Genomic DNA, 20,917 nt, shown 5'->3' on the forward strand with positions numbered 1-20,917 from the left:
AAGACTCTTCTCCTACCAAATCCAAGGAGTCTTGACGATGAAAACCTACAAAGCCTTCATGCAACGTGTCACGCCTAACGCAGGTCCAGCGGCCAACTTCACCATTACTGTGCAAGCCATCACCTCGGCCATGGCCAAGATAACGGCCGAAGCACAGTACCCTGGCTACAAATGTCCCAACGCACCGACCCAGGTGCGTTGAGTAAACCAACACACGGGGTCGTGGGCTGGCTCAGTGTCATTCCTTGAGCACAAACATCCATTCACCTGGACGTAATCCATCGTTCGCGAGTGTTTGCAACGCGTCGCTGTGCTTGTCAAAGGTATCCATCACCTCGGTGACATCCCGTGATTTTCCATCACTTGAGACCAGCCAAAGTCGCCAACCGAGGTCTCGCTGGCGATATTCCAGCGCGCGCCGTCTTTCGTTGTCAGACACGAAGAACCTGCCGCTCTTCAATTGAGCGACTCGTTTGACCTCGACCTGCAGAAAGCGCCTGTCACGTGGAACCAGCACATCGAATCCGGCGTTACCGACGTATTCGGCGACGTGAAGCAAGCTGCGCATTTGCTCTTCGCGGGTTATCAGTGTCGAGCGCCGCTGCCCCTCATCCCCAAGAAACGCCAGAGGCGCGGCCAATGCCTGGTGAAAGCCTTCCGGGTCCTCTTTGAGCCAACGCATGGCTTCAGGTACGCAAAGGTCCAGAACGGCCTCCTCGGCCCGTAACCCACCTGTCGCCTTGCGTCGGGCATCACGAATGAAATGATCCTCATCCTGAGGAGCATCGCGGGCAATCATACTGACGCGCGTTGCACTGAACGATTTCAAGCCCAACTTATCAAGAGCTTCGGGCAGCGCACTTAGGACCAACTTCCCGCTCGCAAATGCCAGAGCATCCGTTGAGGGCGCCTGGTCTTGCGGCTCAATATCCAACCGACGATGCAAGATTACCTGGGGATCGAAATCCATCATTTTCAGCTGTGCGCTCTCGTCGGCATGCTCAACCCTGACTTCCTTCTGCAACCCTTCCAGCAACGTTTCAATCCAGCGTTCACGAGGAGTCGCTTCAATCGCAGCTGCCAGAGCAGGCAAGGTGTCGGCCAGCGCCAACGCCGATGCATGCGTGCCTGCGAAGTCGACAAGCGGACGAAGCTTGCTGATCCCGGCCAATGCCTCTGTCACCTCATCTTCTGCGACATTCCGGGCATTCAAAAAAATCTCCGGTCTGATCACCATACCTGGAAATGGCTCGCAGCTCAGGCCCGACGCGAAGCTTTGCAGTACTTCACGAACCGACGCCACCCACAGCAACCGCTCTTCAGCAGTCAACACAAGGGCGTCAATACGCAACCGGAACTCCGCTACCTCCTGATCGGAAATTCCATACTCACGACGAAAGCGCTGAACGGCTCCCGACACTCGCCCGTCTTTACCGACAGAATCCGCAGCATTGCTCCACGCATGCAGCCCATCCTTGAACAACGCACCGAATGCCCGCTTTTCTGTCAGCAGTTGGCTCAAGGGATGCGCGCATTCGACCAAGGGTACATCCGGCCCATCGAACCAGAGCTCATGCGCCCCCTGTTGCGTGACGTGTTCAAAGACATCACCTACCGAGTCTTTGCCCAGGCAGCCGAGCTTGCCGTCAAACGACCATTCGATCCAGACATCGTCATAGTGGCGGATGATCAATCTGGCGAAAACCTCCAACGCCTTGCTGGCATTGAAATCGTTGTGCGCCGCGCTGGCAGCGGCCATCAGATCCGGCATAGCCAAATGCAACTGGCTACGCAGCTTCACCGCCAGCGGATCATTACTGTCACCGTGGCAGCTGATTTTTGCGGTTTTCGGTTCGAAATGCTCCAAACCGTAGCGGCAGGCGTTCTCTTTGCTCAGTTTTCTGACCACCCACAATTTGATGTCGTTGAACGAGAGCAATGCGGTGGGATTTTCCCCACTATCGTGCCAGATGCGGTCCCCTGCGCAGCCCCACGCCAGTCCTTGTTGGCGCCCCGCTTCGCCGACGACTCGATAGAGCACGGGCGGTGCCAGGCTTTCGTGCTTGAGGGTCAAATCCATCAGACTGCGATACAGCTCGCGCAAATCACGCAGCGCCGCCGAGTCCAATGTGCGCGGATCAATGTGCCGCAGGCGCTCAAAAGCGCGGCGCACCCGCTCGGCGCCATTGGTCTCCAGTGCATTGGCAATCCCAAGCTGGGCGTACCAGGTCGCGTCATTGCCTCGTTCTACTTCCAAACGCGGCAACAACAAGGTTCTGAACCCCCCACTGCTCCGCTGGCGCCAGATGTCCAATGGCGCATAGGGACCCTGGCCCTGCAGCCCGTCACGGATAATCACCGTGCCGCCGCTGTGCAGCCAGCGGCACCGCTCCAGGGCAGCCAACAGATGCCGGCCTTCCTCTCGGGCGAGAAAGCCGGAAAGCAATGGCCAGCGCGCAACAAGCTCGGTCATCGTTTCGACCGGCAACTCATCGGGCAATGCGATCGTTTCAGGGTCGGACAATGGAATAGGGCCAATCCCCAATAGCAGACACAGATCATCGATGGTGGGCGACGGCACAATACCGTCCACAACTTCAGCCAGCCAGAGCTCATCCAGTTGCGGCCACGGTCCTTTGACTCGTGCACACGCCTGTGCGGCATGCCAATGGCCATCCATCCCTTTCACCATCAGGCTGGCCAGGCTTGCACCAGCACTGGCGGCAGTTTCCTTGCTAACAAAACGCCAGGCCGCGCCGACACCACGCTCCTTCGCCCGACGCAAAAACGAGCCAACGCCTCCAGTGCCCTCATGACCGGCCAAGGCCAGCGCGGCGCAGACCAGCTCGACATGATCGTCTTCGTTGTCCCCAGGACGAAGTTGCGCGAGTATTTCTGGTCGATCAAAGTTGATCAGTCCTTGTTGCGCGAGTGACATATCCAAGGCAGGCGTGAAGGTCGTGATAAAGGACTTCTGACGCATGATCACTTGAGCCAGCTCGGTTTGATTTTCAAGCCCTGAGCGGCGGTAGTAGATGCGGTCGACCTCGGCACCACGATGCTGCCCCCTGGCAATTTGAACCAGCGGCTGCGCGCGCAGGACAGGCGCATTCTCCTCCAACCCCTCGCTGACAATCGGCAGGACCTTGGCGCCACTGGCCTGAATCCGCGCTAGCAGATATTCACGGTGCGATGAAAGATAACCGAGCTTCAGGTTGCGATAAGCGTAATCCGCCCAGGCTTCAAGCGCCTCGAACAGCTGTCGGTAGCGCACCAGAGGCCATGTCCGGCCATTCGAAAAACTCTTCTTCACCATGCTTTCAAATACCGCTCCGCGCGCCTGCCAGAACAGCGTGGCGACTTCGCGTTTCAGGTGCGGGCAAGTACAGGCACGCGGCGTGGCGTATTCCCAGAATGTTTCAGCCAGGCAAACTTCCGGCGTTTGCCAGAGCTCAACGATGCACTCAGCGGCCAGACGCACCAAAGTCGCATTCCACCCAGCCGGGTCAGTCGCTTGCCCGGTGCCTTCCAGTTTTCGCAGCGTCAGGTGACGGCGCGAATTGCTCAAGTAGAAGTCGCCGTGAATCTGAACGCCAAACCCGGCAGGCTGTTCGGTGGGCAAATAGGACCAGTAGCGCGAGTTGCGCGGGTCATTGGACGCAATCACCCGCACATCAGCGACGTCCAGATCCAACCCGGTACTGGCACGCACTTCGACGGGGAATGCCATGTGCCGCTGCGCCATCGCCAGGTAATTCTTGGCGTCGATAACATGGGTGACGTCCTGCTCCCCTGCGACACTCAAGGTAATGCGCAAGCCAAGTGCGGAGCGCTCCTGCAGGAAGGCCAGCGGTCCACGGCTCAACTCCGCCATGGATGCCTCAATGCTGGCAACGACCTCAGGTTTTCTGATGTCCTGCAAGCGAATCAGTGTGACATGCTCTGAATCGAGTTCTGGCTGGGCCGAGAGCATCAGCGGCGCGTAAAAGCTGGCCGCGTCCTGGCTGATCCAGCCGTCAACGGCCACCGCGAAGCGCGCCGGATGTTGCAGATGCATGCCCCACCAATGGCCATCTTCAGCACGACTCCAGACCTCGACCTGACTGCCGGCACCAAATACCGAACGAAAGCCGACACCTTTATTGCCAATGCTTTCGCCAGCTGATTTGCTGCTCGAATGCATACTCAGCAACGCCTGAATATCGGAGCGACGCCCGTCCACGCTCTGGGTCGTGATCGCGCGTCCATCGTTGGCGACTTCGAGAATCTGTCGTTGTCGATCCCAGCGAAGCAAAATATGGCCAGTAGCGCGATCAAGGGCGTTTTGCAGCAGCTCGAAGACAACCCGTCCCGAATAATCCTGCACCACCGCTTTTTCCGAGCCCAGGTCCCGCAGCCGAGTACTTTCCGGCAGGTGCCGATGTTCTTCGAGATGCGCGTGCAACAGGGCCCGCACCTGTGCAAGGTTGCGGGGTAATCCCTTGATACCGATCATCGTTGAGCCTCTTTGGACAACTCAGCCTTTAACTGCAATGCCAGCCCACTCAAACGCTGTACATTGCGGCTCACCGCGCCCTCAAACACCCCAGGGCCGGCCTCAATCAGGCTGAACCAGTTTTTCGCGCGGGTAATGCCGGTGTAGAGCAGTTCCTTGGTCAGCACCGGGTTTAGCGCATCCGGGAGCAGCAACGCGGTGTGGTTGAATTCCGAGCCCTGGGATTTATGCACGGTCATGGCGTAGACCGTTTCGACTTCAACCAGCCGGCTGGGCAAGACAAAGCGTACATCGCCAGTGCCGTCATTGCGGGGGAACGCCACCCGCAGGCTCATGCGTCCGGGTTGACTGTCATCGGGCACAGGAAGGTAGAGCGCTATGCCGATGTCGCCATTCATCAATCCCAGGCTGTAGTCATTGCGGGTGACTAGCACTGGTCGGCCTTCGTACCAGCCATGGTCGGTGTCGATCAGTTTGCGATGTTTCAGCTCGCCGGCCACGCGCAGGTTCAATCCTTCTACGCCCCAAGGGCCACGGCGCAAGGCGCAAAGCAGCCGGAACTCATCGAAGGCTTTGAGAACATTGCTCGCCCATTGCACCCAGCCATCGCTGTTCCAGACAATGCCAGTTGCCGGTCGCAGCTGTTGCAATTGCTCGAGGTAATAGCGATAGCCCGAGGGCTTGCCGTCAGCCTCGGGATGACCATCGATAATCAGACGGGTAAGTTTGCTGTCTTGTTCGCCTCGCAGTTTCAAGCTGAACAGTTGTTCCGGCGGATGTTCGAGCAGTTGTCGAGCCTCGCCAGCATTCTTTTCGTTGACCAGCTTTGCCAGGCGTCCGATGCCTCTGTTGGCATCGAAACGTCGCGAGTAACGCAGCATCACTGTCTGCTGCGCCAACGGGTCGCCCAGGCCCTCGCCAAGTTGCAGGCCCGTCGCTTCAATTGCTTCGTGGGTGTGTTCAGTGAGCCAGGCGCTGGTCGCCGCAGAGTAACGCCCAGCCTCGGCGTCGCGACACAGGTCACCCAGCACGGCGCCAGCATCGACAGAGGCCAACTGGTCCTTGTCGCCGAGCATGATCAAGCGTGCCTGCAGCGGCAAGGCATCGAGCAGGCAGGCCATCATTTCCAGATCGATCATCGATGCTTCATCGACCACCAACACATCCAGCGCGAGAAGATTGTCCTGATGGTGGATAAAGTTGCGCGAGTCGGGACGACTGCCCAGCAAGCGATGCAGCGTCGAAACATCGGTGGGGATGGCCTGGCGAACGTCGTCCGTCACTTGCAGTTCGCTGACCGCCTTGCCGATGGACTCCGACAAGCGTGCAGCCGCTTTGCCAGTCGGCGCGGCCAAGCGAATGCGCAAGGGTTTGCCAGCCTCGACGGCCGGGGTCTGCAGCAGCCCCAGCAGGCGCACCACCGACGTGGTCTTGCCGGTGCCAGGCCCGCCGGTGATCACGCTGAAATGCCCACGAGCAGCCAACGCACAGGCCAGCTTTTGCCAATCGGTGATCCGCTGACCACCGTCCTTGGCCGATTCTGGAAACAATTCATCGAGCCGTTTGGACAAATGATCGGGGGTGATCGACGGCTGAGTCAGTCGAGCGCTGAGCGCTTTGGCAATTTTCTGCTCGTAGTTCCAAAAGCGTCGCAGGTACAAGCGTTGCCCGGCGAGCACCAAGGGGCGCTCCGGGTAACGTCGTAGGGTGTCGCGATCCTCGACCAGACCACTGGCAGCCAATGCCTGACGCCAGGTGACCGCATCCACGCAGTGCAACCACTGCGATGGTAGCTGTCCGCCCTCATCGCCTTCAGGCGGCAGCGAAAGGACAAAGTCCGGCGCGCTGAGGGTTGCCGTCAGATCGAGACAGGAATGCCCTCGGCCCAATTGATGGCTGGTCATCGCAATCGCCAACAGGACACTTGGCGGCGCTTGGGGGTCCTGCTCCAGGACGAACGCGGCCATTGAACGATCCAGGGCGCGCAGCCAACCGCGGGTCACCCAAAGCTCCAACTGCTGCAGCAAATCCTGGCTAGAAGCCTGAGACAGGGCAATCGCAGGTGCGTCGCTGCTGCGCTGGCTGTCACTGAGTTGTTTGAGTGTCAGGATCATACTGCCACCTCCGTGTGCTGGCCCATGAAAAGTCTGTCCATTTGTTCGATGAGTTGGCGAGGCGGTCTTTCGAAATGCACACCCTGGCTGGCGGAATGGTGCCCGCGCACGAATAGATACACAGCACCGCCCATGTGCCGGTCGTAGTCATAGTCACGTAGGCGCAACTTCAATTGCCGATGCAGGGCCAGCAGATAGAGGCAGAACTGCAGGTCGTAGCGCTTGCTAAGCATGGTTTCGGCCATCGCTGCAGCGTCATAACTGTCGTCATTGCGGCCCAGCCAGTTGGACTTGTAGTCGGCCACGTAGTGGCGCCCCTGATGTTCGAACGTCAGGTCGATAAAGCCTTTGAACATACCGTTCAGCTGGCCGGGATTGAGTACCGGTCGCGGTTCGCCATTCAAGGTATATTGGCGCACCAATTTGTCGAGCTGCTGGACATTTACCGACTGACTGGAAAACCAGAACTCCATCTCCACCTGATAGGTGCTCAAGCCACTCAGGCTGACCGAGCTGCCGTCAAAACGCAGCGGTGTACTCAGATAGGATTTGAGCCAAGCCGCCAGTGGTTCGATCCAGGTTTCCCAGCTTCGCAGGTTGCAACGGCGGCCAACTGTGCTGTCGATCGACTCGGGCATGGCCTGAGCTTTCGCGAAGCCTTCGTTACCCGCCCACTCGAACAACCCATGCAGGAAAGTACCGGGGCCTGCGCCACGGGGAAAACCGTGAATGCCCGGACCCGCAGGAAGCGTCGCGACTATTTCATCCACAGCAAGGCCTTCCTCGCTGAGGTTCGCCTCCAGGGCCGTGGCAGGCTCAAGCCGCTGACCGGCTTCGGCGCCCATCAATTGGTTGCCGTCGGCGATGGACAGTGCCGAGTAGCTGGCGATCCACCAGTTTGAGGCGGGCTTATGCAGGGGGATCAATGCCTGGCTGAGCTCGGCTTTTAGTGGTGGTGTATAACAATCATCCGTGGCCTCGGGTGCTGGTTCACAGACGATGTGTTCGCAGTCCCCGCGCAGCTCGGACAAAAGCGACTCAAGTTGCCCGGCAACAATCTTGTCACCGCCAGCCAGCAGATAACCCAGGCCGCCTTTATCCAGATCGGTCGCCTTGCCATTGGAGCGACCCACTGCTGCGATACCCAGCCAGGTGGCGTAACGGGCACGGGTCAATGCCACATAGAGCAGACGCATTTCCTCGCCCAGACGCTCGTCGTTGGCTTTTTCATACGCCACCCTGGCTGCCTCGGACTTGCCCAATTCGATGCACAACTCGCCGTCTTCGTCGCCATGGAACATCGGCGGCGACTTGCTGCGACCATTGAGTTCAGTCGCGTTGCAAATGAATGGCAGCAGAACCAGTGGATACTCCAGCCCCTTGGATTTGTGGACGGTGATGACTTTAATCAGATCGGCATCGCTTTCTAGACGCAGTATTTCTTCTTCACTGGCAGCTTGCAGCTGCTCGGCCAAGTGACGAATCAATGCATTTTCGCCGTCCAGCTCAGTGGCGCTACGCTGCAGCCATTCGGCCAGATGCAGCAAGTTGGTCAGGCTGCGTTCGCCGTCGGTCTGCAGCAACAAACGCGCGGGTATCTGAAAGTCTGCCATCAGTTTGCGCAGCATCGGCAGCACACCTTGCTGCTGCCAGAGATGACGATAATCCCGGAAGCGTAAAACCTGTTGCTCCCAGTAAAGCTCGTCATGGTTGAGCTGCTCCAGCGTCAGCCAGCTTAAGCCAATGCTGCGCGTCGCCAGCGCCGCCCTGAGCAGCCGATCCACTGAAGGCTCAGCGCAGGCACGCAGCAGATAAAGCAGGTCCTGGGCTTCTGGACTGTCAAACACCGAGTCGCGATCAGACAGATATACGCTGGCCAGTTTGCGCTGGGACAGCGACTTGCGGATGGCCTCGGCTTCGGTTCGATTGCGCACCAGAATCGCGATGTCGGCCGGTCTCAGGGCAACGAAGCTGCCATTGGGCTGTCGCAGACCTGCTTGCTGGGCACCATCCGGCACCAACCAGGATTGAATAGCCGAAGCCGCTGCTTCTGCCATGCCTCGCCGGTACGCCCCGGTGCTGATCATGCCGTCAGTGCCGGGTAGGCTCCACAACGTCATCGCGGCAGCGGCCTCACCGCCTATTTCCAGACGCGCCTCGCGCCCCTTGGCAAGCACGGCGGAAAACGGCACTGGGTTGGCAAAGCCTTCCCGGGCAAACCGAAAGGCCGCTCGCGGATGTCCTTCGGCAAACTCGAAACAGCGGTTGGCGGCCGTCACCATGGCCTCGGTGGAGCGGAAGTTTTTACCCAGGGTGTAATGTCGTCCACTGGTGGCTTCACGGGCGCTCAAGTAAGTGTAGATGTCCGCGCCACGGAAGGCGTAGATCGCCTGCTTCGGGTCACCGATCATGAACAGCCCGCTGTCCGGTGAATTGTCGGCGATACGGTAGATGCTTTCGAAAATTCGGTACTGCACAGGGTCGGTGTCTTGAAACTCATCGATCAAGGCAACCGGATACTGCTCACGAACAGTTTTTGCCAGTCGCTCACCCGACTGCCCCTGCAGCGCCGCATCGAGCCGATTGAGCAGATCATCGAAGCCGATTTCGGCGCGGCGCAGTTTTTCGGTATCGAAACGCTCGCTGATTTCAGCCAGCGCATGAAGTAGTAACTGGGCCCGAATGTCCTGCTTGCTTGCTTGATGGTCCGCCAAGGCGTCGATGGCTGCGAACGCTGCATGCGATGGGGCCTGTGCGCCACCGGTGAGTTTGAAACGTTCCTGACCAAACTTGCTCAGATTGCCAGGTGCGGTCTGGCCCTGGCTCCAGTTCGCCAAGGCCTCAAGCCACCCGGCAAATACCTGATCATCCTTGACGCCCCGATAGGTATTGCCATGCAGCTTGCTGCGCATGCCGTGCAGCAATTGTTCAATCTGCTGCCGGTCATCGCGCCATGCCGTTCGTGCGAGTTGCTCCAATGCAGAGAGGCTGACCTTCCAGTCAGCAGGCGCCTTGAGCAAGGCCGCCAGGGTTCCGGGGGCAGGCAATACTGCGCCGCCATGCATGAAGCTCGCAGTGCGCCGCGCCAGCAAGGACGAGAGCAGCTGACCCAACTCTTGAGGCCCGCTGAAATAGTCGGCGATCACCTCAGCCTGATCCAGCGATAGCCCATAAAAATGCCGCCGCCAGTAATCCCTCACCACCTCGGCCAGCAATTCGCTCTGATCGGTTTCCAACGTCTGGGTGAACAGGCTGCCGCTGTCGAAGGCATGCTCACGCAACATCCGATAACACCAGCCATGGATGGTCGAGACCGCCGCCTCATCCATCCACTCGCCGGCCAGTTGTAGGCGACGGGCGCAATCGGGCCAATGCTCAGCCGGATAATCAGCCCGTAGTTGCTCCAATAACGAATCGTGACTACCGAGGGGCTCGGCGAAACACTGCGCGGCTTCACTCAAACGCAGGCGGATACGATCGCGCAATTCCTGAGTGGCGGCGTCCGTAAAAGTCACGACCAGAATCTGCGGCGGATTGAGCGGCTCTTTGAATGCATTCGCGCCACCGTGCCCAAGCACCAGCCGCACATACAGCAACGCAATAGTGAATGTCTTGCCGGTCCCGGCGCTAGCCTCGATCAGACGGCTGCCGTGTAACGGAAAATTCAGAGACTCCAGATTCACGGGATTCATAGGTCGCTCCCTGCGCCAGCAGATGAAAGATGGTTAAACAGAGGGCCATACAGGTGTTCGGCCAACAACGTAAATCGTCCATCACCAGACAATGCATCGAAGTCGGGATAAGCGCGGCGCAAGGCGGCCGAACTGGCGACCTCCCCGGTCACCATATAGCCGCCCTCGAATGTTTCCCTGGCCTGGTCCAGAGCCGCGCCCCCACTGCCCGACAACCAGGCGAAAGCAGTCTTGCAGCCAACCGGCAGCGGTTCGCACATGCCCTCGACCCAGTATTGCAACAAGTGCTGCAGATGGTCTTGCGCAGTAGCCTTGCTCAATGGCGGGAACAGCACATTGCCGTTGAGACAAACCAAAATCGTCGTGCACGGCTCGGTACCCAGCTGCAAAGCAAGGTGCCGTACCCAGAGACGGACTAGGTTATGCCAACGAAAACCGTCGTCGGTGAGCAGTTTGTTGCTCACCAGTTGTACGTAGGCCAAGTCCTTCCCGGCGTTACGGCGCAGCCCGCCCAGCCAGTCGACGAAGCCTGGCGTCGAATACGTCGGCTCGCACCTGAGCTCGATCTGGCCTGGCTCTACCTCGCTCCATTCCTGAATGGCCGCGTGGTAACGCGCCATCAGATCAGGAAGCGGTCCAGCAAGCTTGGCCGCACTCAGTGAGCCGAATGCCGCCAAGGGCAATTTGCCCTCCCGTTGCAAACGCTGCACATGCTGTTCCAGCTGGGCGTCCATATGCTCAGGCTGATAGGACTCCTCGACCCAGCGTTTGAGTGATTGGCTCAAGGTTTCCTGATGCTGCCAATTCTCCAGCGCGTCCAGCTCAAAAGGCTCCTCATCGCGGCTGACCATTTCATCACTGTCGAAATGTACCTTGAGGCGCTGTTGAAAGAACGCAGCCACCGGATCGCGCAGAAAACCCGCCAGTTGGCGCAGGTTCAAAGGCGTGTCTTGCTGGAGCGGTGTCAGCTCGATCGGCGCCTGCACTGCCTCGGCAACCGTATGGACGTTGCGCCACTCATGGGAATAGGTGAACAGACCGTCCGGCCCCGACAGATTCGCAAAATACGAAGGGCTAAAGGGCTGCAGCGGGTGTTCCAGGGTCAGAGCGTCAATCAGCGCCTTCGGATTCTCCTCGCTACCGCTCAGTCGCCAACCGGTCGAAAGGTGATCGCGCAGTTGCCCGATCAAAACCGATGGCACCCGCTCACTGTTGTCGCGGATATTGCGCCCCACCCAACTGACATACAGCTGATCCCTGGCCGACAGTAGCGCCTCAAGCAGCAGGTAGCGGTCATCCTCACGGCGGGAACGGTCACCGGGACGGTAGTCAAGACGCATCAGGTCGAAGTCGACGTGGGACTGCTGGCGAGGGTAGTCGCCATCATTCATGCCAAGCAAGCACACCACCTTGAAGGGGATCGCACGCATCGGCATCAAGGTACAAAAATTCACCGCGCCCGCCAGGAAGCGTTGGGACAGGCCGCCCTGATCCATGCCGCCAAGCCAGGTTTCGTGGACAACGCTCAGCGGCACCGCCTCATCAAACTCAGCCTCGTTGCAGGTTTTCAGCCAGTCATCGAGAATCTTCAGCAGTTGGTTGACGAGCAATTCATCGGCCTCGCCAACGGGCCGGAAAAACACCTTGAGCAGCGACTGTAAACGCTCAACCCAAACCTTCGGCACTGTGGGTTGCTGCAAGTCCAGACGGGCGATTTCCATGTGATCGAGCAGGGTCAGCAACGGGCCTGCCAGCGCGGCTTCGAGGCCGGAGACTTCGTCGTAAGGCTCGATGCCGTCCAGCGCCGGGCCTTTGCCCGCGGCATATCCCAGCAGCATGCGGCGCAAGCCGAAGCGCCAGGTGTTTTGTTCAAGCCCGGCTGGCATGTCCAGGCTTTCACGCTGCGCGCCATCGAGTCCCCAGCGAATACCGGACCCTTCAATCCAGCGATGCAGCGTAGGCAGATCGGCCTCGGTGACGCCAAAGCGGGCACGAAGCGCGGGCACATCAAGCAGGTCAAGAATATCGCTGACCGCAAAACGGCTCTGCGGCAGCTTGAGCAAGTGCTCCAGCGCGATTAACAGCGGCTCGCGACCACGCGGCCCTTGGTCGGCGAGAGTAAACGGGATGTAACGCGGGTCGTGGTAAGGCACTTGCCCGAAGACTGCCTCGATGTGCGGCGCATACGCGTTGATGTCCGGGACCATGACAATCACGTCACGCGGGCTGAGCCGTGGGTCTGCACTGAAACGGGCCAACAGCTGGTCATGGAGGATTTCCACTTCTCGCTGGGGGCTGTGCGCCACATGGAAACGCACCGAGCGATCCTTGTCCGACAGTACCGGCGCCCAGTGTTCGCGAGTTTCAGCCAGTGGGCGCAGTTCCAGAATGTCGTCCTGCAATTGCGATAGCAGCGTTGGTGCCTCATCTTCACTGAACAGGTCAATTCGTCCGCCGTTCACGTCTGCAAACAGATGCCGGTAGCTGGAGGGGTCGTCGTAGCTGTCTAGCAGATTGATATAGTCGCGGCCCTGTTTTCCCCAGGCAGCCAGCAGTGGTTGACCGTTTTGATGCAGCGGATCTGCCAGCGTCGGGCTGGCCGCCTTATGTTGTTGACGTTTATAGCTGTGAAGCAGCAGGTCCTTGTCGGCCACGATATCGATCCAGTGGTGACGACAGGGGTTATGCACGCAGAGCAGCACCTGACTGAAACGCGAGAGCATCGCCAGGGCTTCGAGCACCTGAGCCGGCATCGACGAAATACCAAACACCACAATGCGCCGAGGTAGACCTTGCGGAGCCTGTTCCACCGACTGCAAGCGGGCAACAAAGCGCTTATGGACACCTGCTCGGCTGCGCTCAAGCGCGCCTTCGCCGACATCCAGCAACAGCTCGCGCCACAGGTCAGCCTGCCAAAGATTATCGGCATCCAGCGGGTTAGGCATGCCATTGATCTGCTTGAGCTGGTCGCGGAGTTCAGCCCAGTCTTCCAGCCAGTCCGCACGGTACACCTGGTACTGATCGAACAAATCGGCCAGACGCTCGGCTAACTGATGACGCTTGCGAAGATCGTCGTCCTGCTCCAGAAACCGCTGCAGGCTCTGGAAATTAGGCTTGCTCATCAGCTGCGGCAGCAAGCGCATCAGCCGCCAGCTCAGGGGAGTCTTGTCCAGTGGCGAGGTTTCAGGTGTTGAGTCCTTACCCAACACTGATCGATAGGCTTGCCACAGAAAACGTGCCGGCAACTGCACGTCCAGCGCAGCTGCGATGCCGCAACCGCCTGCTTGAGGGTCATCGGCCAGGGCCAGCTTGAGCCACTGCGAAATACCATTGCTATGGACCAGCACCACTTCGTTTTCCAGTGGTGCCAGCGGATAACGCTGCATCCAATTCACAGCCAAGGCTCGCAAATCATCGAGACGATTGCTGTGGATAATCATGAAGCCAGGCTTCAACTCGTCAGCGTCCTGCATAAACCACTCCCACATTCTTAGACTGTCGCCAACACCTGGGTGCCGGCATCGGAAAATCTGTTAGTACACTAGGGCCTGATTCGCCCTTAACGCCTTCAAAATCGGAACAAGGCCAAGCGCCGTTGCTGAGCGCAGACGGTTTTTTGAGCCAAAAAAAAGAGGTGTTTTGATGACCGAACGTAATGAAACGATCGGCACTCACCACCGCATAACTGTTGCGGGATTTTTCGGCGAGTTGTCGGTCCTGGCTGCACACGCTTTGTAGCAGGCCATCGAACACATCATGATCAAACAGATAAATCCCGGCGCCGTACTTCCAGATTCGCACGCCAAATTTGCGCAACCACTCATCCTGAAACGCACGAATTGTCCGCTGGGTACAGCGCTGAACGGCATGATGACTGAACTCCCCCCTTTCGCCCGCCTGGCGATGATCTACATGACATAGAAAACATCAAATCCTCCTTGATTCAGGCTTCAGCGGTCGGGGCCAAAATTCCGTACACGCAGACGATATGTCGTTAAACACTACCGGGGAATATTGGGCGGATATACAGGTCAAGTTTTGCAGCAGGTTCCTCGCGTCGACAGGGGAAAAAGCAGCATACGGCGAGCGGAGATCCATTGTTGTGTGCGTTTTGTTGACGGTAGGCCACTGTTGGTCGTGATCAAATGAAGGCCAGCACAAGCCCGCCAGATGTTATGCCGGGACGTCCTGACTTTCATCTTGATAAAGAATAGGGGCCAGCTGGATCATGAGCCGCCGCTTCAGCTTCTCCAGGTCGCCGGTGCACAGGTTGAGGCTCTTGAGATGCTCAAGCAGCTCACTCTGGCCAGGTTGGCCGAATGCCAGGCGATACAGGGATAAGATTTTCAGCATCTGCGGATAGCGTTGTTGCTCCTGACTCATCGCCATGACTGGAACCAGACGACGAATCTGAGCATCGCCCTCGGGATAGTGCCAGTAAGGTACGAGGTCGGTTTTCCAGGGCATTTTTGCAGCGGTCTCAAAGAGTGCTGCCCACCGCTGGAACGAGTCGGTCTCTTTGGAAAGCGCCTGGACCACCCGCCGTCTCACGACCAATGACTGGTAGCGATTCACTCGTCCTTCACGCTGTTCCAGGTCGATGGGATTGCTTGGCAGGTTCCAATGCACGACATCACTACAATACCAATGGAAATCCAGTCCTTCTTGACCAATCGACGTCGAGGCGAGAACAAACGGACGAAACGGCGAGTTGAAGCTCTCACGGATACTGACGACCCGTTCCTGACCTGCTTCATCACTGGCCTTCTGCGTACCGAGCTGCACTGCGTAGTGACAACGCAAGTGAGTGCTGTCATCGATCGGACCGGCTTTCCAGACTTTCACGCTGGACGGCTTGGTGCGCAGCGAATTATCGATAGCTTTCACCGCGTCATCGACACCGTTCGATGAGGAGAGCATGTAGAAATACTCCTCCAGCATCGCTTGCAGCCCCCCTTCAGCGCAGTATTTGATAATGCCTCGCCAATGCTGTCGTTTGCTGATGCGCTTGATGACGGCGCTACCGCTGACCCCATTGAACAAGCTGACGAACGCCAAAGCGATGGAGCTGGCATGCCCGGCATTCACCGTTGGATCATCTTCGCTATAGGTCAGAGACAGTGCGCGATAAGCACATATAGCAGGTGAACCAACAGACAACCAGGCGAGATACTCTGGCAAATCGGCAGGCATTTCACCGAGCTCTTTAATGCTGTCCAGCCGCTGAGAGATATCGTCCACTCGCCCTAGAGTGTTTTCGTTAAAATCAGATCCGTTGCTGATACTCGCGATCCAGTCCTCATACCAATTGTCGTTGTGCATGCGGTCGAGCAACATTGGTCCCAGCACATACCAGTGATTCTGATTGCGACTTCCGCTATGCCCCGCCGCCAGTGGTTTGAGCAGCCCGGCAAAGTGTTTGATTCTCTCGGCAAGCAAATCTTTGAGCGATGCTTCATTTCGCTTCAGAGGAACATCGATCAACACTTTGCTCGGATAAACCAGCGACCAGTACGCAAGATCGCCAGCGTCCAGCCGGATCAGACGATTCAGATCATGATGGCTGGCGGAGTCATCTCGCGCCTTACTCCTTGTCTTGCGCGGAAAATAATCAGCCTCAGGCTGGCGTCGACCTAACACCCGCCTCTCGGACTCATAACTTAACAAACCACTGAGCATCCGCGGGACCATGGCCCAGGCAGAAAATAACAGCGTCTTGCTGAATGTTTCGTGGCCGATAAAGACACCTGCCAGCGGATAGTGGGGCATGCTGGGCGGAACCCACAGCAGCATTTCCGGCCCACTTTTCTTACCGTCACCAAACAAATGAGTAGTCAACGACCGCACCCTAGGATTTGGAGCATCCCGTGCGACATTCAATTTATAGTCGTTGACCTGATCCCGAGGCAGCCAAAGGCTCTGGCTGCGTTTTACCCACTTACGCACTTCGGGATCACTCTCGAACTTGCTCTGCAATACATCTTGCAGTTTGTAGCCTGTGCTAAACGACAGCGGCCATGCGGCTGACTTGTAGAAATCCATCATCTGCCGGGAGAAACTCATGTTGCGGTCCTTCTCAAGCAATCTTCCCAGTCGATCCAGCTCTATGTAAGCCTTGATGTCCTCGGCACGCACTTCAGCGCTGCAGTCGAAAGGGGGCGCATCGATCAGACGGTTTACATCGACGGCTATCTGGCTTCGTTCGGTACGGACAATAAGCGGGCGCAGTAGGCTTTCAACCTGCTGGCGAGGGCGCTCATCTAGATCATCAACTTTCACGCCCGCCTGACGCAGGCGCTGCAATTCCGACTTCAGCATTTTGCGCACAGGCTCATAGGCCGTAAGCGGAGTCAGGTTCAGAAAACTCAGTATTTGCTCCAGCTTGGCAAGGTGTCCGTCGTCGTTTTCGTCATCGGGGATGGTGCTCAGTGCCTTGAACGGTGTCGCCGAGAGTAAGATGATCTTGCTGCGGCGGTTCTTGCGGAACACCTGCTGGGCAATCATCGAGTGCTCGTTCCCCTCAGACTGGTCGAGCAAACTTTCAAACCGCTGAAACTCGTCGAGGATGAACAAGTCCGCCTGCAGGTGTGCCGCGCAAGATCCAGCAAAAAGCACGCGTAGCCGACGCAACAGGCTGTGTTCTTCGGGGCTGTCTCGATTAACGCCAGTCTGGGCGACCTTCGTCAGCACCTCCATGTTTGACCGGGCCTCACCCGGAGCAACTTCCATCAGCTTGTGATGAAAGTCCTCAACGATCTTTGTATTAAGTCCGCGGACTTGAACTTCCTGAAGCCCGTACTCCCAACCCTCGACGTCCTGCACCCGATCGCGAAACAGATCAGACAATTTGCCCTGCAGTGGGACGATATCTTCATGTTGAAGGAGAGCCGCAAAAATCACCAACCGTTCGCGTTTGTTGCCTGCGCCGTAAGTCATCGAAAAAGAAGTACTGGGCGTGAGCGTACAAACTTCCAGCAAGGCACCGTCGGCCAGATCCGGTTCAGGAAGCAGCGCGACTTCTGCCAGCCTCGAAAAAGCGGGCTCGCGCACCAGGCTAGCCATGCTTGGGTCCTTGAAAACCGCAAGCTTGGAGCGGTTTTCAGTCGCCAACGCAAGGTTGGAGCAAATGTACGTGACGCGAAACGGCCGGGGCTCATGCCAGTCCAGTAACAAAGATGCGATGACGCCTTTGGCAACTATCGTTTTACCCAGTCCCACTTCATCAGCCACCAAAATCCGGTGGTTATGGTTGGGGTCATTGAATAAAGAAGTTATCCGTTGCACCGTAGCCTGTTGGAAATCCTTGAGTCCAGAGAGCGTGGACCTTAACTCCAGGCATGCGCGTTCACGCGTCGTAATGCTTGTATTCACGCTTTTTCCATCCCTAGAAATGCTTTGTAGTTATGCCACAGCTGGTTGAACTCTTTGGGTATCCGGCCTTCCACAGATCGCAGATGACTGAGTACAGCCTCTATTCGCTGCAGCTTTTCGGGCTGCCGGGCTGCACACAGCAGTAGCGACTCGTAGATGGGCCCACCCATCAGATGGCTCAACAATTCGTCAGAGCCATCTAGTGCTGAAGCGCCAGGGTCGCGGGCGAACCATTCAGTTTTTTCATGATCAGGCTGCAACACCATTCGTATGTACGCCAACAGCTTGTGCGGGCTGTCGATCAAATCGCTGACAATTTTCTGCTCTCGACCGTCGCCACCGTCAATGATGAGTGAGGCTTTGATTACCCGCTCGATAACCTTGTCGCCAACCCGCACTTTCACGACCAGAAAGGCACTGACCTGCAAGAGGCTCAGTCGATCCCACACCAACGTCGCCTTCAAGTCCTGGTAGCCAGGCACGTCCAGAAACCGCACCTGGACCGATTCGGAGCTTGCAAGGAGCGGCGCTGAACAGTGAACTTCACACCTGTAGGTGAAGTCGGCATTGACCTTGGCCCTGACACTCCAATCGTCCTTAATCAAGGTGTGCAAAAGTTTGCGCAGACCCTCGTCGTCCGAGCTCTGCTCTTGCTGCTCTTCATTCTGGAACGAGTGAGGAATGAAAACTCCCGTCGGATTTTCCTCGCTACCGATCAGCTCCAATTTCAATTGTTGGGCCGACTGGGCGATACTCGAGCTTGAAAGGCGCAACATGAATTCAGTGTTACGAGGCGGTGCTTGCCTGAGACCACCAAGCGCTGCCTTAGTCGCATTGGCGGAGCCCACGTGCCAGTGACTGGTAGCGCCGTTCTGGACCAAAACCAGCTTTGCATGCAGGTTTTGCGTTTTACCGCTATCCAAGTGATCTTCGCCATTGACGACCCGCTGGTTAAGGGCAAAACACTCCCAACCCGCGAGTTTCTCAGCCCCAAGTCGTTCCAACTCTTCAGCACGACTGAATAACCAATGGCGCTCGCCACGCTCTTTGAGCATGTCGAGTGCCTCCGCATGCAGAAAAGGCGATATCACCAGCACAGTGTTCGTGGAGCTACCCAAGTCCAGCGGAACTTGCTGTGCCTTACCCATTAAGGTTTTTAGCTCTCGAAAACCATTGGGTTTTTGCCAAACGACACGAGGCAGTTCTTTCTTGAATAGAGAGAAGGCCGGGGCGAAATCCAACGCTTTGTCTTTATGCCTAGCGAAAGGTGTGAGCTCCTGCAAAAGCTCCAACAGACCTTCATTCTCCCGACTGCTTTCCTTGGCCACCTCCCCCTCAAGCGCGACCGCCAGATCCCAACTGCGGTCAAACGTCAGATTACGAGACAGCACCAGTAGCCGGTAGCGCACCTGCCGGATGTCATTGGTGAACCGCAGCAGCCATATCTTGGGGTGGAAGGAGCTGAAGCCGCCGCTTGGAACCATAGGCACCAAACATGGTTCGAGGAGCGTAAACAGTGGGGTAAACGCACTGGGAACCTTGATATTGCCTTGCTGAAAAAAGACTTTCAGTCGACCTTTAAGTTGGCGGATGCCCTCAAGCGCAGCCAGCTTGCCGCCATGCGGATTGCCCTCCAGCGTGCCGTTCAAGGACAGTGCCAGGGGTAGGCACAGCAGGGTATCGAGCTCCAGTGAATAACTGGTTGCCACCGCGTAGCTCAGCTGAAACCCTTCTGGGGCCTGCAGCTTTTCGCCGTAGTCAAGACGATCGACGCTCGGATTTAACATGGCAAACCCTCCTGAATATCGCCCAGGATGGTGCGCACTTGAGACCACCGGAAATCAAGACGGCTCATGCCGATCCAACGGTAGTTATCAGGCAAACGCTTTTTCAGAATTGATCGCTCTTTTTTGTTTCCCAAAGCCTGTTTTTCGACCAGAGCATCAAGCACTACTACCGATGCGTTGTTGGCAATGTGCTCGCTCCATTCCATCAAGAATGCCCCCACCCGGCCTTGCAGCGTGATGTTGGTGGCTGCCAGCCATTGCATAACCTGTTCAGGTCCAGCCTGACGAACCTTACGCCAGTCGAGCCAGTGCGACTCGTACTGATCGAGCAAATCCTCGCGCTGATTATTCCTAGCAACCAGAATGTTGAAGCGAAGATGGGCACCGTAGATCAGCTCACTGAATGCATGAGCCATCTTTACCGTGTCGCGGGTGCTCTGAGCCAAGTTGGGCTTTGCCGCTACCCACCCGGCAAGTTGAGCGAAGCCCGCCAGATCCTCATCTAAAACCTCTTTCAACAGGCCATTGAGCTCAAACTGCGATGGCAGGCTATTGATCGGACCGTGTTGAAGTTTGTCGCTGAGAAACACCGCCTCGGACTCGGTCAAGGTGATGTGAACATCCTCGATCCATTGCGGATTGTATCGATCAAGGTGAACCCTGCTATCAGTCGAGACGCCATCGGCATCGTCGGCCTCATCTGGCAGGCTGCTTCCCAAGCTGCTTTCGGGAGGTTTGACTGACTTCAAGAATTGATTAAGCGAAGCCTGGGTATTGATGATGCCCCAAGTACGTAATGCCACCCAATAAACAGACGATGGCAATCGCGCAACCGACTCGCCTTCCTTCATCGTTGAGCCGATGATGCCGGTCACACCCTCATTCTGGTGTTGCAGGGTCAGAGCCCTGGCAAGCTGATTTTCCTGCTGTTCAAGATACTGCTGCAGTGACTGTCTGCGTTGTTGCGCTGGCTTGAGCGCCAGATAATCGCGAATGATCCGTGGAATGGTTATCAGGTATTTAGCGCGGGTTTGAATGGTCGAAAAACCAGGAAACATAAGGTCGGCAAAACCATCACGCAGGGCACCGATTCCAAGTTCATCAAGGGTTCCAGGTTCTGAGAGCTGCTTGATCACATCCCTCACCCGATCCCTGTCCTCGGATGAAAAATCCACCCACCCCATTTCACTCTTATTCAGCATACCGATGACCTCCCCTATGGCGTCCCACTAACGACATCCTTATTAAAAATCGTGCGCCAGCATGTAGCAGGCTCTAGCGCAGGGCAATTAGCCATTAGCCATTAGCAGCAATCATTCAACAAACAACAGAATGGCTGCCTACCACGACGGAATGAGTCGCGGACGATCAGCCTGCACGTCCTTTAGCACCGCACTCCTCGCAAATCTGCCGCTGCTGGGACCCAGACCGCGACACATTACGACGCACCCCTGGCTC

The 20,917-nt window shown here is 57.3% G+C and carries 9 protein-coding genes; 1 reads left to right on the forward strand and 8 read right to left on the reverse strand.

The genetic code is table 11. The annotated features are described in order from the left end of the window. The first annotated feature begins 37 nt into the window (after positions 1-37). On the forward strand, positions 38-202 hold the full coding sequence (locus tag TX24_RS32220; RefSeq protein ID WP_167348432.1) for a hypothetical protein: 165 nt from the start codon (positions 38-40) through the stop codon (positions 200-202). Positions 203-238: 36 nt separating this feature from the next. Here the strand turns inward: TX24_RS32220 and TX24_RS25875 are convergent, their stop codons facing one another. The 8 genes from TX24_RS25875 to TX24_RS25905 form a co-directional block, all read right to left on the reverse strand. After that, positions 239-4,495 carry a sacsin N-terminal ATP-binding-like domain-containing protein gene (locus TX24_RS25875; RefSeq protein WP_057711656.1) on the reverse strand — a complete coding sequence of 1,419 codons (4,257 nt, stop codon included), beginning with the start codon at positions 4,493-4,495 and terminating at the stop codon, positions 239-241. After that, positions 4,492-6,609, reverse strand: coding sequence for an exodeoxyribonuclease V subunit alpha (recD, locus tag TX24_RS25880; RefSeq protein ID WP_057711658.1), 2,118 nt, complete (start codon positions 6,607-6,609; stop codon positions 4,492-4,494). The genes TX24_RS25875 and recD overlap by 4 nt, the downstream gene beginning before the upstream one ends. Next, a complete protein-coding gene (gene recB, locus TX24_RS25885) occupies positions 6,606-10,301 on the reverse strand; it encodes an exodeoxyribonuclease V subunit beta (protein ID WP_057711660.1) in 3,696 nt (1,231 codons plus the stop codon). Before recB ends, recD begins: the two co-directional genes overlap by 4 nt. Beyond that, on the reverse strand, positions 10,298-13,774 hold the full coding sequence (gene recC, locus TX24_RS25890; RefSeq protein WP_057711662.1) for an exodeoxyribonuclease V subunit gamma: 3,477 nt from the start codon (positions 13,772-13,774) through the stop codon (positions 10,298-10,300). Before recC ends, recB begins: the two co-directional genes overlap by 4 nt. Beyond that, positions 13,761-14,117, reverse strand: a complete 357-nt coding sequence (locus TX24_RS31990; protein WP_127881887.1) for a hypothetical protein — start codon at positions 14,115-14,117, stop codon at positions 13,761-13,763. Before TX24_RS31990 ends, recC begins: the two co-directional genes overlap by 14 nt. A gap of 357 nt (positions 14,118-14,474) precedes the next feature. Next, a complete protein-coding gene (locus TX24_RS25895) occupies positions 14,475-17,672 on the reverse strand; it encodes a DEAD/DEAH box helicase (protein WP_057711664.1) in 3,198 nt (1,065 codons plus the stop codon). After that, positions 17,669-19,459, reverse strand: coding sequence for a phospholipase D family protein (locus TX24_RS25900; protein WP_057711666.1), 1,791 nt, complete (start codon positions 19,457-19,459; stop codon positions 17,669-17,671). Before TX24_RS25900 ends, TX24_RS25895 begins: the two co-directional genes overlap by 4 nt. Beyond that, a complete protein-coding gene (locus tag TX24_RS25905; protein WP_233445876.1) occupies positions 19,453-20,661 on the reverse strand; it encodes a DUF6361 family protein in 1,209 nt (402 codons plus the stop codon). The genes TX24_RS25900 and TX24_RS25905 overlap by 7 nt, the downstream gene beginning before the upstream one ends. Between the last annotated feature and the right edge of the window lie 256 nt (positions 20,662-20,917).

This window comes from Pseudomonas lactis (genome assembly GCF_001439845.1).
Taxonomy (GTDB): Bacteria; Pseudomonadota; Gammaproteobacteria; order Pseudomonadales; family Pseudomonadaceae; genus Aquipseudomonas; species Aquipseudomonas lactis.

Excerpts from the sequence above, each read along its gene's own strand:
- TX24_RS25905 (WP_233445876.1), bottom strand. The coding sequence starts at position 20,661 with ATGCTGAATAAGAGTGAAATGGGGTGGGTGGATTTTTCATCCGAGGAC.
- TX24_RS25875 (WP_057711656.1), bottom strand. The coding sequence starts at position 4,495 with ATGATCGGTATCAAGGGATTACCCCGCAACCTTGCACAGGTGCGGGCC.
- recD (WP_057711658.1), bottom strand. The coding sequence starts at position 6,609 with ATGATCCTGACACTCAAACAACTCAGTGACAGCCAGCGCAGCAGCGAC.
- recC (WP_057711662.1), bottom strand. The coding sequence starts at position 13,774 with ATGCAGGACGCTGACGAGTTGAAGCCTGGCTTCATGATTATCCACAGC.
- TX24_RS32220 (WP_167348432.1), top strand. The coding sequence starts at position 38 with ATGAAAACCTACAAAGCCTTCATGCAACGTGTCACGCCTAACGCAGGT.
- TX24_RS25900 (WP_057711666.1), bottom strand. The coding sequence starts at position 19,459 with ATGTTAAATCCGAGCGTCGATCGTCTTGACTACGGCGAAAAGCTGCAG.
- recB (WP_057711660.1), bottom strand. The coding sequence starts at position 10,301 with ATGAATCCCGTGAATCTGGAGTCTCTGAATTTTCCGTTACACGGCAGC.